Genomic DNA, 14,300 nt, shown 5'->3' on the forward strand with positions numbered 1-14,300 from the left:
GGCGAAACGGTGATCCAGTCGATGTGGTCGCCGGCGGTGACCAAGGTGCGCTCGATGGGCATTGCCTGCACCTTCCAGCCGCTCAAGGAAGGCTACCGCTCCTGGGCCTCGGGCTTCTGCGTCTCCAAGGGCGTGTCGGGCGCGAAGCTCGAATGGGCCTATGAATTCGTCAACTGGTTCCTGTCCGGCTATGCCGGCGCCTATCTCAATCGCCAGGGCTACTACTCGGCCGTGCTCTCCACCGCGAAGGCGCACATGGAGCCCTATGAGTGGGCCTACTGGATGGAAGGCAAGCCGGCCGAGAAGGACATCAAGGCGCCCGACGGCTCGCTGCTCGAGAAGGCCGGCGCGGTGCGCGACGGCGGCTCCTACGAGGACCGCATGGGCGGCGTCGCCTGCTGGAACGCCGTGATGGACGAGAACGACTACATGGTCCGCAAGTGGAACGAGTTCATCGCCGCGTGATGGATACGTCGGAGGACATCCTGCAACAGGCATCTCCGGATCTCGTCCGGGGACCAGACACGGCGCGCCGGACCAAACCGGCGCGCCTGTCGGCCTCCTTCATCTCCTGGCTCCAGGCCGGGCCGATGATGCTGGTGTTCCTCGCCTTCTTCCTGATCCCGCTGGTGTTCGTCGTCATCGTCTCGTTCTGGGATTACAACGAATACCAGTTGCTGCCGGCGTTCTCGGGCCGCGGCTACACCGACACGTTCGAAGGCTGCATCGCGCAGCTCCCCGATCTCTGCACGATCGGCAAGACCTATCTGATGACGCTGAAGCTGTGCTTCCTGGTCTGGGCGATCACGCTGTTCATCGGCTTCTGGGTCGCCTACTTCCTCGCCTTCCACGTCAAGTCCAAGACCTGGCAGATGGGATTGTCGCTGCTCTGCACGATCCCGTTCTGGACCTCCAACGTCATCCGCATGATCGCCTGGATCCCCCTGCTCGGGCGCAACGGCCTCGTCAATTCCGGCCTCGTCAAGACAGGGCTGATCAACCAGCCACTGGAATGGCTGCTGTTCTCCGAATTCTCCGTGGTGCTGGCGCTGGTCCACCTCTTCACCTTCTTCATGGTGGTGCCGATCTTCAATTCGATGGTGCGCATCGACAAGGCGCTGATCGAGGCGGCCTATGACGCCGGCGCGACCGGCTTCCAGACGCTGGTCAACGTCGTCATTCCGCTCGCCAAGCCCGGCATCGTGATCGGCTCGATCTTCGTCATCACCATCGTGATGGGCGACTTCATCACCATCGGCGTGATGGGCGGCCAGCAGATCGCCGCCGCCGGCAAGATCATCGAGACGCGGGTGAACGCACTGCAGTTCCCAGCAGCAGCGGCCAACGCCGTGATCCTGCTCGTCATTACCTTCCTGATCATCACCATGATGTCGCGCATCGTCGACATCAAGAAGGAGCTCTAAAGCATGAAGGAAGGACGCCCGCGCTCTTTCTACGTGCTCGCGATCTTCTTCGCGGCCTATGTGCTGTTTCTCTACGGCCCGATGATCGCGATCTACGTGCTGTCGTTCCAGGGGCCGCAGGGCGGCCTCACCTTCCCGATGAATGGCGTGTCGACCTTCTGGATAGCAAAGCTGTTCCAGGGCACCGGCATCGTCGATCTCGGCGCCGCCTTCCGCCGCTCGCTGCTGCTCGGCCTCGTGGTGATGATCGTCACGGTGGTGCTGTCGGTCGCCGCCGGCATGGCCTTCCGCCGCAAGTTCAAGGCGCAAAGCGTACTGTTCTATTCGGCGATCGCGAGCCTCATCGTGCCCTCGATCATCACCTCGCTCGGCATCTCGCTGGAATTCCGCATCATCGACGATCTGATCAAGGCGCATTGGAACGAGAATTTCGAGACCTCGATGGGCCTGCTCACCTCCGGGCTCGGCGCGCATCTGACCTGGACGCTGCCGTTCGGCCTTCTCATCATGTTCGCGATCTTCAACCGCTTCGATCCCAGGCTCGAGGAAGCCGCGCGCGATCTCGGTGCGACGCCGTGGCAGGCCTTCCGTCACGTCGTGCTGCCGATCATCCTGCCGTCCGTGATCGGCATTGGCCTGTTCGGCTTCACGCTGTCCTGGGACGAGCTCGCGCGCTCCAGCCAGGCGATCGGGGCGGTGAACACATTGCCGCTCGATCTCCAGGGCCTCACCACCACCGTGACCAACCCCGACATCTACGCGCTCGGCACCGTGATCTCCGCCGTCTCGTTCACGGTGATCAGCCTTGCGCTCGGCACCATCCACGTGCTGAACAAGCGGCAGGCGGCCAAGGGCTCGGACGCCGGCAAAGGGCTTGTCTGAACAAGGGGCTTGTCTGATCTGATGCGACTTCACGTGGTCAATCCCAACACCACKGCGTCGATGACGGCGAAGATCGCCGCTGCGGCGCGCAGCGTCGCCTTGCCCGACACCGTGATCGACGCGCGCCAGCCTGCGATGGGCCCGGTCTCGATCGAGGGCTTTTACGACGAGGCGTTTGCCGTCCCCGGCATGCTCGGCTGCATCCGCGACGCCGACCGCGACGGCGCCGACGCCCACATCATCGCCTGCTTCGACGACACCGGTCTCGATGCCGCCCGCGCCGCGGCCAAGTCCCCCGTGATCGGCATCGGCGAGGCCGCCTTCCACATGGCGAGCCTGATCGCGGCGCGCTTTGCCGTGGTGACGACGCTGGGTGTCTCGATCGTGCCGATCGAGCATAACTTGCGGAAATACGGCCTCGCCGAACGCTGTGCCCGCGTCCGCGCCGCCGAAGTCCCGGTCCTCGCGCTCGAAGAGCGCAATACCGAGGCGCTCGGCAAGATCTCGGCGGAGATCACCGCGGCGATCAGCGACGACCGTGCCGAGGCCATCGTGCTCGGCTGCGCCGGCATGGCCGATCTGGCGACTGAGCTCGCCGCCACGCACGGCCTGCCCGTGGTCGACGGCGTCGCCGCGGCGGTGACGCTGGCGGAATCGCTGGTGCGACTCGGCCTGAAGACATCCCGGCTCGGGCCCTACGCGGCGCCGCGATCGAAGACCTATTCGGGTCCGTTTCAGCCGTTTCAGCCCTGACTTTCGCGGCCCCGCCCTAATGCCAGGGCGCAAAGCCAGGCTTGGGGCGCCTTTTTTGGCCTTCAGCCTCTTTTTGGTCCCATTTGTTGCCGAACTGTAACGTTTTCGGGACGTCCCGGCTGCCCCAAGGGGGGCCGGTCTTCGCCACTCACCAAGTTTCCATTTGGGTTTTGTCAGCGATGATCGATCTCGCAGAGGATGCACCCTCCAACCCGTTCGCCCGTCTCGGCGCCCAGCCCATCGCGCTGACCGCCGCAGCCCTCCTGCTCCTGATCGCCGGCGTGACTTCGATCGCGATCTGGCGGGCCTATACCGGCAACGCGCCGGAGACCGACCGGGTGGTGGCGTCGCGGCAGCTCCAGGCCCGCACCGCGCAGGCCTCCGAGCAGCTCGTCGAGAAAACCAAGGGGCTGGAGGCGACCCAGCAGGAATCGATCGACCAGTTGCAGGTGGTGCAGGACCAGCTCCAGGCGGTGAAGCGGCTGCTCGCATTCCAGCAGGCCGACACCAAGCGGCTGTCGGAGCAGGTCGCAACCCTGAACGAGTCCATCGACGGCTTGCGGCAATCCTTCGCGAGCTCTCGGGCCACCGAGGCCGAGGCTCCCTCGGTTACCCGGAGGAAACCGGCACGCCACCGCGTCAGTGCACGCAGGTCCGGCAAGTCGCGCAGCTGACCCGGCCTGCACCCCGCCCCGACTTTAATTTTTTCCACTTGTGAACTGGATCACATTCGCCCGTATGATTCCGAGCGATGCTCGGGTTCACCGGATGGCGTGAGCCGATTTCAATGTCCGGGGCTGGCAAGGTCGTTGACGGTATACTGCGTCAACGACCTTGTTTTTTAGTGGGTATAGTAGGCCTTCCGGCCTCATTCACAGACGTCGACGCGACGGAATCGCCATCCCGAAGGCGTCATCACGCGCTTCCGCGCGACATAGCAGCCACCATAACCGCCATTGTCGTAGCCGGTACCATAGTAATAGGGATCGCCGTAATAGGGGTATCCGTAGCCGTAATAACCGCCGTAGTAGCCGGCGCCGGCGATACCCGCCCCGATCGCGAGCCCAGGCCAGAAACCGCCGCCATGCCAATGACCATGTCCGCCATGGCCCCAGCCGCCACCGCCCCAGCCGCCACCATGTCCGAAACCCCGCGCCTGTGCCGCCTGCGGCGCCGACAGCCCGACCGCCGCAACGGCCAGCGCCATCATGATCATCTTGCGTAACATTACTCGATCCTCCGCGTGGACACGCTCCACGCTATCAGGACCAAGCTAACGTCAGCCGGCCATTCCTGACAGCCACACTGTCTCACTTCCGCGCGAGCGTCAGTGCTCTTCATCTTCTTGTCGAGCAGCCGGTTCTCGGCGTTGACGGTGGCATCGGCGCGGCCGCGGCGAAGACCGGTTCCGGAACAAATCCCGTCACATCCGCTTGAGAGCGAGGAGGCAGYCACGGTCATGCGCAAACTGATCGCGTTCGACGAGGRCACGTTCGACAAGCTGAAACAACTGGGGCGCGACAGGATGGCGACGTTTCAAGAGCTCGCGGACGAGGCCTTTGCCGATCTCCTGAAGAAGCACGGCATTCCCATCGATCTCAGGGACGCGCTGCGCAAGAGCACCAGGCTCGACGCTGAATCTGACAGGCCAGCGGGGCGCTCCAAATCCAGAAAGGCGAAATCCCGATGACCGATCGCGATCCCTTTACCGAGGGCGAATGCGCCGCGCGCGAGAACATTCCCGCCGAAGCCAATCCGTACCAGGACGGCAGCGACGAACATGCGCTGTGGGCCGCCGGCCACGAGAGGATTGCGAGCGCGACAGAAGCGCGCGCGTCTGAAGGCGGCTGATTTCAGCCGATCCGCTTCAGGCCCTTCGTGAAGCGCGGGCCGTTGGCGACATAGRACCTTGCCGCGCTTCCCATCTTCTGCACCTGGGCATCATCGAGCGTGCGGATCACGCGCGCGGGCGAGCCGATGATCAGCGAGCGTTCGGGGAATTCCTTGCCCTCGGTGATGACCGAGCCGGCGCCGACGATGYTGTTGCGGCCGATCCTGGCGCCGTTCATCACGATCGAGCCCATGCCGACGAGTGCGCCCTCCTCGATGGTGCAGCCGTGCAGGATGACGTTGTGGCCGACGGTGCAGTTCTTGCCGATGTGAAGCGGAAAGCCGAGATCGGTGTGGCAGGTCGAGCCGTCCTGCACGTTGGCGCCCTCGCCGATCTCGATCCACTCATTGTCGCCGCGCAACACCGCGCCGAACCAGACGCTGGCGCCCGGCTTCAGGCGCACGCGGCCGATCACGGTCGCGGTTTCCGCGATGAAATAGTTGCCGTCCGCGGGAAGATCGGGCGCCTGCCCGTCGAGCTCATAGATCGCCATGGAGGTCTCCTGTCACGCTATGACTGGCATAGCGAAACACGCGCCTTCAGGCAAAGGGCGGCGCTGCCGGGCAGCCCGCGAGCGCGCGGGTCAGGCCAGAACGCCGGCCGCGCGCAACGTCATCAGGAAGAAGGTGCCGCTCATCATGCTCCAGAATCCGGCGATGACGGTCGCCATCATCACGAATTCGACGCGGCGGCTTTCCACCCGCACCCCGCGCAGCGTGTTGCGCATGATGATGAAGGGCGCGGCGAACACCAGGAACGGCACGGCCGCGAAAGTCTTCGGGGCCACGCCCTCCTGCAACAGCCCGAAACCGGCGGGCCGCTGCGCCAAGGCCTGGTATCCGTTCACGAGCGCGCCCGCGAGCGCGAAGCCGATGCAGATCGAGAAGAGAGTGTTGAAAGCTTCAGGTGTCATCGGAACGGTCCGCCTTACGCAACGCCGGAGCCTTCCTGTGACAAAAAGTGCCGGTTAACGCTACATTATCCTTAAGCGAAGGTTAACGCCGCCGCCCGGTCCACGCAGGGCCCTCTCCCATTCCCGGCAGCCGGGAACCCTCCGCGAAATCGCCGCCGCATGGCATATTCGCCGCTGATTCGTCGGCCACCGGCCGACTTCCAGCTCACTCGCGCGACCCATGACGGTGTTTTCGGCAGCCTCCCCCCAGCCCCGCAGGACGCGCACCCGAGCGCATCTGGTCCCGTTCGTGCTCGGCGGCGTGTTCGCGGCGAGCGCGATCGCGCTGGTCGCCTATCTGTTGTGGCCGACCTGGGGCGCGGGCGGTGCGAACGCCCCCGACAAGCTGCCGGTCAGCATCGGCGGCACGCTGTTCAATGTGCCAACGGCCGCAATCCGGATGAAGATCCAGCGGCACTCCGGACCGCAGGAGCGCATCGATCTCGATTTCCTCTATCCCTCGCTGGAGCCGCCGGGCGCACCGAAGCACGTGACCGCCGATACCGTGGACGCGGCGATGCAGCCGGTCGACCGCATCTTCCTGTCGATCGCGGCACACCACGATGCGCTCTCGCCCGAACAGCGCGTCAGCACGATCTATCCGCGCTATCTCGACCCGGCCGCGACGGTGCCGGCGGACGGGCTGACGATGCGGATGTTCCGAGCCGATACGCCCTATGCCAGCGAAGATCTTTATTCTGCTGCAAGCCCCGCGCTGAGCGCGCGCTGCACGCGCGACGCAGCGACCCCGGGCATGTGCCTCTTCGAGCGCCGTGTCGGCGGCGCCGACCTCACCTTCCGCTTTCCGCGGAGCTGGCTGTCGCAATGGCGTGACGTGGCGGAGGCAGTAGACAGGCTAAGCGCGCAGTTGCGCGGGCCGCGGAGCTGAGCGGCCTCTACGCCCCGTCGCGACATCGGCGTGCCGGGACGAGTTGGAGCCTGCCGACGAAAAATATCGAAAACAACCCCATGCACAGTAGCCAAGCCCCGTCGCGACTTCGTATTTTTCGAAATCCGACTTGACCCGTCGGGCAAAACAGGGGCATGATGTCATCATGCGGTGATCGTAGGCATGGGACGATCCTGCAGCCCGCCAGCGTCGGAGCGATCACTGCAAGAGCACGAATTGCCGAGCGAACCGATCAGAGCACCTCGTCGCGACGTTCAGGCGGCCGCGCCTGCGCGGGCCGGCAAAGCGCCGCGCTCTGCAAGTATCCGCGCGAACTGATCGACGTCCTCGGTCGTGTTGAACAGGCCGAAGGAAACGCGGATGCCGTCGTTCCGGCTGGCGAGACAATCGGCCCAGGCGTCCGTCGGCAAATGCAGCACGTAGATGTGCGGCGAGCGATCAGCGCGGTCGGGAAACTGGCTGCGGACCGCGGCAACGTCGTAGTGGCGGCTCATGGGGAGTGGCACCTGGCGCTTGGTCGAACGGCGGCCGGCGCGCGGAGACGCCAGGCAGAACTGCCTCTGGCGCCCACGCCGGCCGCATGCTGGATCAGTCGACGAAGGACGGAATGGGGTGGGCATTAGCCAGATCCTTCAGCCTGCGAAGCCGCGCGGGATCGACGGGAGCGGCCGGGCCGGCGCGCAAGATCTCCGCGACCTCGTGGCCGAGTTTCCTCGCCTCGGCTGGATCGAAGCCGCGGATCGTCAATGCGACGCTGCCGAACCGAAAAGCGGTACGCGGTTCTCCGGCTTGCCCTGGCGCACGCATGGCGTTGCCGATGACCCCGTAARCACCGAGCCCAACGACCAATTCCGGCTGCGTCCAGCTCTCGCCGGTATAGGCCATGATCATGTGCGAGTCCGTGCCACCGGTGTAGAGCTCGATGCCGCCCTCCTCCAGACCGGCAGCGAAAGCCTTTGCATTCGCGACGACATCACGCATGAGCTGCGCGAAGGCCGGGCGGGTGATCATGTCCATCTGCACCGCCCGCGCCGCGATCATGTTCGAGGCTGCCGGACCTTGCAGGCCGGGATAGACGGCGGCGTCGATGGCAACTCYGAAGCGCTCCTTGGCGAAAACGAAAGCGCCGTTGCGTGGTCCGCACAAGGTTTTCTGTGTCGAGCTCGTGGACACGTCGGAGAAGGGAACAGGATTGGCATGGAGGCCGGCCGCGATCAGCCCGGCGACATGGGCAATGTCGGTGAAGAGGAGCGCGTCGACTTCGTCGGCGATGATCTTCAAGCCCGCAAAGTCGATCTCACGCGGGTACGAGGACGGGCCGGCGAGCAAGACATGCGGCCTCGTCTTGCGTGCGAGGTCGCGGGCCTGGTCCAGGTCAACCATGCCGGTGCGAGTCACGCCGAATGAAACCACCTCGCGGTTCGCGCCCGTGATATGGCGCATGGCGCCGTGGCTGACATGGCCGCCGGCGAGCTCGTCGAAGGTCAGCAGCCGCGCACCTTCGGCCGGCAGAATCGCGCGCAGGACGGCGACGTTGGCAATGGTCGACGACAGCGCCTGCACGTTGACGTATTCGGCGCCGAAGATCGCCTTCGCCCTGTTGATCGCAAGGTTCTCGATTGCATCGAGTTCCTCGCAATTGGCGACGCTGCGCCGGCCGGGCAGCCCCATCGGCGCACGGTTGACCAGATGGGTGCCCTCGATCTGCCGCAGGCCGAGCGGCGCATAGGAAGCGGACGCGATCATGTTGAGGGACAGCGCCTCCCGCTTGCGGTCCTGGTCGATCAGCGCGACGACATCAGCGCCGACCTGATTGGCATCGGCGCCAAAGACGCTATGCCAGTTGACGTCGGTCGGATGGGCTTGAGCAGTGCCCGTCGAAAGTGACATGTGTCATCCTCTTTTTTCTAGCTGATGGAATTGTGGGTTCGTTCTGTGAGGCGGCTGCGCCCATCAGTGACGGAGAACGCGCGAGAGAAAGGTTCGGGTTCGTTCGTGCGTCGGCCGGTCGAATATCTCCACCGGCGTGCCGATCTCCAGGATGCGTCCGTGATCGATGTACACGACGCGGTCGGCGACCTCCCGGGCGAAGCCCATCTCGTGAGTCACGATCATCATCGTCATGCCTTCGCGCGCGAGTTCGCGCATGACGTCAAGCACTTCGCCGACCATCTCGGGATCGAGCGCCGAGGTCGGCTCGTCGAACAGCATGATGTGCGGCTCCATCGCCAGCGACCGGGCGATTGCGACGCGCTGCTGCTGACCGCCGGAGAGCTGGGCCGGAAGCTTATGGGCGTGGTCGCGCAGCCCGACCCTGTCGAGTAGGCGCAACGCGTTCGCCTTCGCCTCGTCTACCTTGCGGCCGCGAACGCGGATCGGTGCAATTGCGACATTGTCGATCGCGCTCATATGCGGAAACAGATTGAACTGCTGGAACACCATGCCGACGCCCTTGCGAATCCTGGCCAACTCCTTCTCGCCGCCGATTGCACGATCGGCCTCTGTCGGCATGTTGAAGCCGTCCACGCTCAGGCGTCCGCTTTGGTACATCTCCAGACCGTTGACACAGCGGATCAAGGTCGACTTCCCCGAGCCGCTGGCGCCGATGATGACGACGACTTCGCCGCGTCCGACGTCGAGATCGACATCCTTCAGGACATGGAACGCCCCAAAGGATTTGTTGAGGCGGCCGATGCTGACGATGACGTCGCGTGACGTCGTCGCTTCTGGAATCTGGATGGCGTTCATCGTGATCCCCTTGCGAGATGGGCTTCGAGGCGGCGCGAGGCGTAGGTGATCGCCCCGCCGATGGCGAGATAGACGGCGAACAGGAAGACGTAGATCTCGTAGGTCCGGCCGCTGTTCTGCGGATCGGCGAGAATCATTTGTCCAGCGCGCAGGAAATCGGTCAGGCCGATGATGAAGATCAGCGTTGCGCCGTTGAAGATGTCGAGGATCTGTCCGACCAGCGAGGGAACGACAACCCGCAGCGCCTGCGGCAGGACGATATCGACATTGAGCGTCCAACTGCTCATTGCGAGCGAACGCGCCGCCTCGATCTGGCCCCTCGGCACGGCCTGAAGTCCGCTACGGACATATTCGGCGACATAGGCCGCGAAGAACAGGGCAAAGCCGGCCATGCCGCGCAGCAGCCCCGGAACGGACGTGTCCGGCGCCAGCAGCGGCACGATGATCCAGATCCAGTAGACGACGAGGATCAACGGCACCGACCGCATCGTCTCGATATAGGCGGTCGAAATCAGGCGCAGGCTGGTGATGCGGCTTTGCCGGCCGAGCGCGAGCAGGATCCCGAAAGGCAGGGTCAGGATCGAGACCGCGATCGTCAAGACGACGCTGAGCAGCAGGCCACCCCAGACCTCGAAGCCGGGCGGCGAGAGCACGACGAAGATTGTCACTATGCCTGCAAGAAATCCGGACAGGACGATGCGTTGGTCCACAGCCGAATGATGGACGCCAACCCACGCAGCAACGCCGAGCGCAGCGCTGCCGGCAGCAAGCATGCCCGAATGCACGTCGATCGCGGCTGCCAACGCCGCCGCGATCAAGATCACGACCAATGCAACGACCATCAACGCCGCTCGCCCCGGGCGGACCGAAAGTCCGAGCCCAGCGCCGAACGTCGCGCAGAGCGTCGCGACGGAAAACCATGCCCGCCACAACTGGTCGGCGGGATATATGCCGGTCATCAGCACCTTGAAGCTTCCGCCGACGACTTGCCAATGCGCCTCGACCAACGCCCAGTGCGCAAAGGCATAGACCGCCCAGGCCAACATCGGGATGATGACAAGCGAAAGCGCGGCATCGAACGGCTTGGCGAAAAGATTGCGATGGACCCACTGCAGCGCGACCGTGGTCATCGCCCCCTCCGTCCATTCAGGCGCGCGTTGACGCCGTTCACGCCGGCGCTGATGATCCAGCTCAGCGCGAGGTAAGTCAGCATCACGATCACGACACCTTCGAGGTTTCGCCCGGTCTGGTTCGAGACGGTGCCGTAGACGTTGAATAGGTCGGGAAAGCCGATGGCGATCCCGAGGGAGGTGTCCTTCGTCAGGCTGATATATCGGTTGGTGAGGGACGGCAGGACGATCCGGAAGACCTGGGGAAGGATGATGTCGCGCAGCGTGTGGGAACGCGACAATCCGAGCGAGGCAGAGGCCTCCCATTGCCCCTTCGGCAGCGCCTCGATCGCGCCGCGGACGATCTCGGCGACATAGGCGGAGCTGTTGACGACGATCGCGATGAGAAGCGCCGTCATTTCCGGTGAAACGGCAAAGCCTCCGCGCGCGCCGAACCGCGTCGCGACCGGCAGGTCGAGGCCGAGGGGGAAGCCGACAAAGGCGGTTGCGATCAGGGCCGAGAGCGCCGCCGCCAAGAGGATCAACCGCGGTCGCAGTCCACCCAGAATCACGCAGGCGACGACTAAAGCGAAGGCTGCGGCGAGCAATCCCCAGGAGACAACGCCGGCGCGCTCGGAGATCACGAGGCCGGGCAAGAACACGCCCGCTCGGCTAGCAAGGAGGCCGCCGAACCAATTCGAAGCGGCGTTGGCGGGAGGAAACCGCAGGACCACCGCGAAGTACCAGAACACGATCTGGATCAGCAGCGGCGTATTGCGTATGGCTTCGACCAGTCCAAAGCAGAGGTTGCGCACCAGCCAGTTCGTCGAGAGCCGGCCGATGCCGACCAGCGTCCCGAACATGGTGCAGAGGACGATCGCCGAGAGCGCGACCTTCAGCGAATTCCACAGACCCGCCAGCAGCGCCTGGAGATTGCTGTGGGAAGGCGAGAAGAGCTCGAGAAACAGCCAGTTACCCTCACGTGACAGGACGAAGCCTTCACTGAGACTGAAATTCGCGACATTGCCGAGATAGCCGAACGAGAACTGGATACCCTTGCGCGCGAGTGCGTCACGAACCGCGAGGCCGAGCCAGATGACGAGCCCCGCCGCCACGATCACGATCGCAGCCTGCAAGAGCCATTTGGACGCGATCAGCAGGCCGCGACGCGCCGGGGGGATGCTGTGATATTCGGCGATCTCTGTGCTCACGACGTCCTCCCGAGATCGAGGCGAGCCTGTCGGCTCGCCCCTGACCATGTGGCTCAGTTCCACGGAGGCGAGTACTCGGCGCCGCCCTTGGTCCACGTCGCGTTGGGCGTGCCGACACGATCGATGAAGTAGGGTGTCCTGGGCCCGAGATTGCGGTCATAGATCTCGCCGTAATTGCCGACGGACTTGATCATGCTGGCGACGAAATCGTCGGCGACACCGAAATCCTTGCCGAAGCCGTCCTTCACGCCGAGGAATTTCTGCACGAACGCGCTCTCGTCCTTCATTCTGTCGGTGAGATTGGCCGTCGTGATGTCCCACTCTTCCGCCTGGAACAACGCGAAGGTCGCCCAGCGCAGGAGATTGCGCCATCTGGAATCGTTGGCGATGACGAAGCCCGCGAAGGGCGACTTGTTTAGCGTCTCGGGCAGGATCGTGTAGTCGTCCGGCTTGCCGGAGTTGCCGCGCCAGGCCGCAAGGGCGGATTTGYCCGTCGACATCGCGTTGCAGCGATCGCTCTGGAGCGCACCAAAGAGCTTCTCGAGATTCTCGAAGGTGAGAACCTTGGTGGTCTTGAAGCCGCGCTGGCGGACGAAGGCGGCGAGCGTGGCTTCGGTGCCGGAGCCCTGCGTCGTGCAGACCGTCGCACCGTCCAGCTCCGCGACGGATTTCACACCGGACGCCGACTTCACCATCATGCCGGTGCCGTCGTAGAAATTGATCGGCAGGAAGTCGATGCCGATCGCGGATTCGCGCACCGGCTTGACGGTCGTATGCGCAAAGACGACGTCAGCCTGTCCGGTCTGCAGGGCGTTGAAGCGGCTCTTGTCGGTGACGATGACGAAGTTGACCTTGCTGGCGTCGCCGAGAACCGCCGCTGCCATGGCGCGGCAGAAGTCGGCATCGAGTCCTTCGATCTTGCCTGTCTTGGTATTGAGGTAGCCGAAGCCAGGGGCCGTGTTGTCGGTGCCGCAGTTCAGCACCCCGCGCTGCTTGACGTTGTCGAGGACGGTGGCGGATGCGCCTGATGTCCACAGCGATGCTGCGGCGAGCGCAGCGACCAGAAATTTGGAACGAGCCATCCGAGAATCCCTCTGTGCCTGTTGTCGTCGTCGTCCGACGCATCTCAGCCGGGCTTGGGATCTGCTCCTCTTGTGAAGGACCCGGACTGCTCTGGGAATAAAGGCTACAGGCGCAAAACAATTCTGGTCTACTTAATTAATTTTGCGATATACATTAGATAATATGCATGATTGTCTTCTGGGCACTTGTTGGAGCTAACGGATGGATTTCGCCCGACTCCGCACGCTTCGTGAGCTTTCGCTGCGAAAAACAATGGCAGCGGTGGCCGAAGCCCTACTGATCTCTCCGTCGGCCGTTTCGCAGCAAATCGCGCAGCTCGAGGACGAGACCGGGGTTGAATTGGTGGAACGCCGGGGCCGCGGCGTACGGCTGACGCCGGCGGGACAGCGACTAGTCGACCATGCCGGGCGGGTCATCGGCATTCTGGAGCAGGCGAAGACCGACCTTGCAGAGCTGAGGAAGACCGTCGCCGGCGAGTTGCGCGTCTCGGCATTTCCCTCCGTCGCTGCATCTCTCATTCCGCCGACGATCCGCGCGATGTCGGCTCGCTTCCCGGATCTCGCGACAATCTTCGAGGAGCTCGAGCCCGACGACAGCCTGGCCGCACTGCGCGCCTGGCAGACCGATGTCGCGATCGTCGACGATCTCACCACCTCGGCGAGCCTCTCGGAGACACAGGTCKAGATGCTGCATCTTCTCGAYGACCATCTCCACGTCCTGCTGCCGCGCGACCATCCTTTGGCCGAGCGGCCTCACCTCACCTTGCCTGAGCTTGCGACGGAGCGATGGGTTCTCGACACGACATCCGCCACCTATTCGGACGTGATCGTCGGCGCTTGCCGCAATGCCGGCTTCGATCCCATCGTCAATGCCCGCTGCCACAGTTTTGAAGTGGTCAGGGCCATGGTCGAGGCGGGCTGCTCGGTCTCGATCAATCCGGGGCTACGCGGGCGCGATCATATCGGCACGTTGCGCCTCAAGGAAATCCGACCGATCATCACACGGCGGATATTCGCAGCGTTTCGCACCGGTGAACGACGCAATCCGGCGATCGCCGAATTCGTCAAAGAGCTTCGCGTCGTGGCGACGTCTATGACGGCTCCCCCTCTCTGCTGACCTGACCGTGGTCACCCGGAGCCTGGATAGACGCTTCCTGAAGCCCGCAACGGTCGGGCCAATCACGGCACGGGCGCGGGTTATCGAGCGGGCGGATCGCGACATGGTCGTGCAAGCCGACCTCGTCGATGCCGAGGGCGTCACGCTTGCCGACGCCACGGCACGGCTGCGCATTCTTGCAAAGAAATAACGTCAATGGGGCCGCGGCGCGGCCCCATGAG

18 protein-coding genes and 1 pseudogene are annotated in these 14,300 nt (G+C 64.1%); 10 read left to right on the forward strand and 9 right to left on the reverse strand.

Translation table 11 applies throughout. The features are described from left to right. The 5 genes and pseudogenes from ACXJL8_RS15250 to ACXJL8_RS15270 all read left to right on the forward strand — a co-directional run. Positions 1 to 465 (forward strand): annotated as a pseudogene (locus ACXJL8_RS15250) (ABC transporter substrate-binding protein); the annotation flags it as partial. Then, entirely contained in the window at positions 465 to 1,424 is a 960-nt protein-coding gene (locus tag ACXJL8_RS15255) for an ABC transporter permease (RefSeq protein ID WP_456618347.1), read from the forward strand. The pseudogene ACXJL8_RS15250 and the gene ACXJL8_RS15255, both read left to right, overlap by 1 nt. A gap of 3 nt (positions 1,425 to 1,427) precedes the next feature. Next, positions 1,428 to 2,306: an ABC transporter permease gene (locus ACXJL8_RS15260; protein WP_456618235.1), complete on the forward strand. Its 879-nt coding sequence runs from the start codon at positions 1,428 to 1,430 to the stop codon at positions 2,304 to 2,306. Positions 2,307 to 2,327: 21 nt separating this feature from the next. Further along, the gene (locus ACXJL8_RS15265) at positions 2,328 to 3,059 is read left to right on the forward strand and encodes an aspartate/glutamate racemase family protein (protein WP_456618236.1); all 732 of its coding nucleotides are present in this window, start codon (positions 2,328 to 2,330) and stop codon (positions 3,057 to 3,059) included. Positions 3,060 to 3,238: 179 nt separating this feature from the next. Beyond that, positions 3,239 to 3,733 (forward strand): hypothetical protein, encoded by a 495-nt coding sequence (locus ACXJL8_RS15270; RefSeq protein ID WP_456618237.1) that lies wholly within the window; start codon positions 3,239 to 3,241, stop codon positions 3,731 to 3,733. Positions 3,734 to 3,927: 194 nt separating this feature from the next. Here the strand turns inward: ACXJL8_RS15270 and ACXJL8_RS15275 are convergent, their stop codons facing one another. After that, entirely contained in the window at positions 3,928 to 4,287 is a 360-nt protein-coding gene (locus tag ACXJL8_RS15275; protein WP_456618238.1) for a hypothetical protein, read from the reverse strand. A 231-nt stretch (positions 4,288 to 4,518) separates the two neighbouring features. On the opposite strand from ACXJL8_RS15275, the gene ACXJL8_RS15280 reads away from it, so the two are divergent. After that, positions 4,519 to 4,749: a hypothetical protein gene (locus tag ACXJL8_RS15280; protein ID WP_456685193.1), complete on the forward strand. Its 231-nt coding sequence runs from the start codon at positions 4,519 to 4,521 to the stop codon at positions 4,747 to 4,749. Next, on the forward strand, positions 4,746 to 4,910 hold the full coding sequence (locus tag ACXJL8_RS15285; RefSeq protein WP_456618240.1) for a hypothetical protein: 165 nt from the start codon (positions 4,746 to 4,748) through the stop codon (positions 4,908 to 4,910). Before ACXJL8_RS15280 ends, ACXJL8_RS15285 begins: the two co-directional genes overlap by 4 nt. A 2-nt stretch (positions 4,911 to 4,912) precedes the next feature. Here ACXJL8_RS15285 and ACXJL8_RS15290 read toward each other — a convergent pair whose 3' ends face one another. Continuing rightward, positions 4,913 to 5,443, reverse strand: a complete 531-nt coding sequence (locus tag ACXJL8_RS15290; RefSeq protein ID WP_456685189.1) for a gamma carbonic anhydrase family protein — start codon at positions 5,441 to 5,443, stop codon at positions 4,913 to 4,915. 90 nt (positions 5,444 to 5,533) lie between these two features. Next, a complete protein-coding gene (locus tag ACXJL8_RS15295; protein ID WP_456618242.1) occupies positions 5,534 to 5,863 on the reverse strand; it encodes a DUF6949 family protein in 330 nt (109 codons plus the stop codon). 220 nt (positions 5,864 to 6,083) lie between these two features. Between ACXJL8_RS15295 and ACXJL8_RS15300 the strand changes: the two genes are divergently transcribed. Next, positions 6,084 to 6,791, forward strand: a complete 708-nt coding sequence (locus ACXJL8_RS15300) for a hypothetical protein (protein WP_456618243.1) — start codon at positions 6,084 to 6,086, stop codon at positions 6,789 to 6,791. A 275-nt stretch (positions 6,792 to 7,066) separates the two neighbouring features. On the opposite strand, the gene ACXJL8_RS15305 is transcribed toward ACXJL8_RS15300, so the two are convergent. The 6 genes from ACXJL8_RS15305 to ACXJL8_RS15330 all read right to left on the reverse strand — a co-directional run bounded on the left by ACXJL8_RS15305 (position 7,067) and on the right by ACXJL8_RS15330 (position 12,962). Next, positions 7,067 to 7,306 carry a hypothetical protein gene (locus ACXJL8_RS15305; RefSeq protein ID WP_456618244.1) on the reverse strand — a complete coding sequence of 80 codons (240 nt, stop codon included), beginning with the start codon at positions 7,304 to 7,306 and terminating at the stop codon, positions 7,067 to 7,069. Between the two features lie 94 nt (positions 7,307 to 7,400). Continuing rightward, positions 7,401 to 8,702: a hypothetical protein gene (locus tag ACXJL8_RS15310; RefSeq protein WP_456685190.1), complete on the reverse strand. Its 1,302-nt coding sequence runs from the start codon at positions 8,700 to 8,702 to the stop codon at positions 7,401 to 7,403. A gap of 63 nt (positions 8,703 to 8,765) precedes the next feature. Continuing rightward, a complete protein-coding gene (locus tag ACXJL8_RS15315) occupies positions 8,766 to 9,560 on the reverse strand; it encodes an amino acid ABC transporter ATP-binding protein (RefSeq protein WP_456618246.1) in 795 nt (264 codons plus the stop codon). Then, positions 9,557 to 10,690, reverse strand: coding sequence for an amino acid ABC transporter permease (locus ACXJL8_RS15320; RefSeq protein WP_456618247.1), 1,134 nt, complete (start codon positions 10,688 to 10,690; stop codon positions 9,557 to 9,559). The genes ACXJL8_RS15315 and ACXJL8_RS15320 overlap by 4 nt, the downstream gene beginning before the upstream one ends. Next, positions 10,687 to 11,880 (reverse strand): ABC transporter permease subunit, encoded by a 1,194-nt coding sequence (locus ACXJL8_RS15325; RefSeq protein ID WP_456618248.1) that lies wholly within the window; start codon positions 11,878 to 11,880, stop codon positions 10,687 to 10,689. Before ACXJL8_RS15325 ends, ACXJL8_RS15320 begins: the two co-directional genes overlap by 4 nt. 53 nt (positions 11,881 to 11,933) lie before the next feature. Further along, the gene (locus ACXJL8_RS15330; protein WP_456685191.1) at positions 11,934 to 12,962 is read right to left on the reverse strand and encodes a transporter substrate-binding domain-containing protein; all 1,029 of its coding nucleotides are present in this window, start codon (positions 12,960 to 12,962) and stop codon (positions 11,934 to 11,936) included. A gap of 202 nt (positions 12,963 to 13,164) precedes the next feature. Between ACXJL8_RS15330 and ACXJL8_RS15335 the strand changes: the two genes are divergently transcribed. Then, positions 13,165 to 14,079: a LysR substrate-binding domain-containing protein gene (locus ACXJL8_RS15335; RefSeq protein WP_456685192.1), complete on the forward strand. Its 915-nt coding sequence runs from the start codon at positions 13,165 to 13,167 to the stop codon at positions 14,077 to 14,079. A 7-nt stretch (positions 14,080 to 14,086) separates the two neighbouring features. After that, the gene (locus ACXJL8_RS15340) at positions 14,087 to 14,269 is read left to right on the forward strand and encodes a hotdog domain-containing protein (protein ID WP_456618251.1); all 183 of its coding nucleotides are present in this window, start codon (positions 14,087 to 14,089) and stop codon (positions 14,267 to 14,269) included. Positions 14,270 to 14,300: the final 31 nt, after the last annotated feature.

The sequence above is a fragment of the Bradyrhizobium sp. P5_C11_2 genome, from assembly GCF_054049755.1.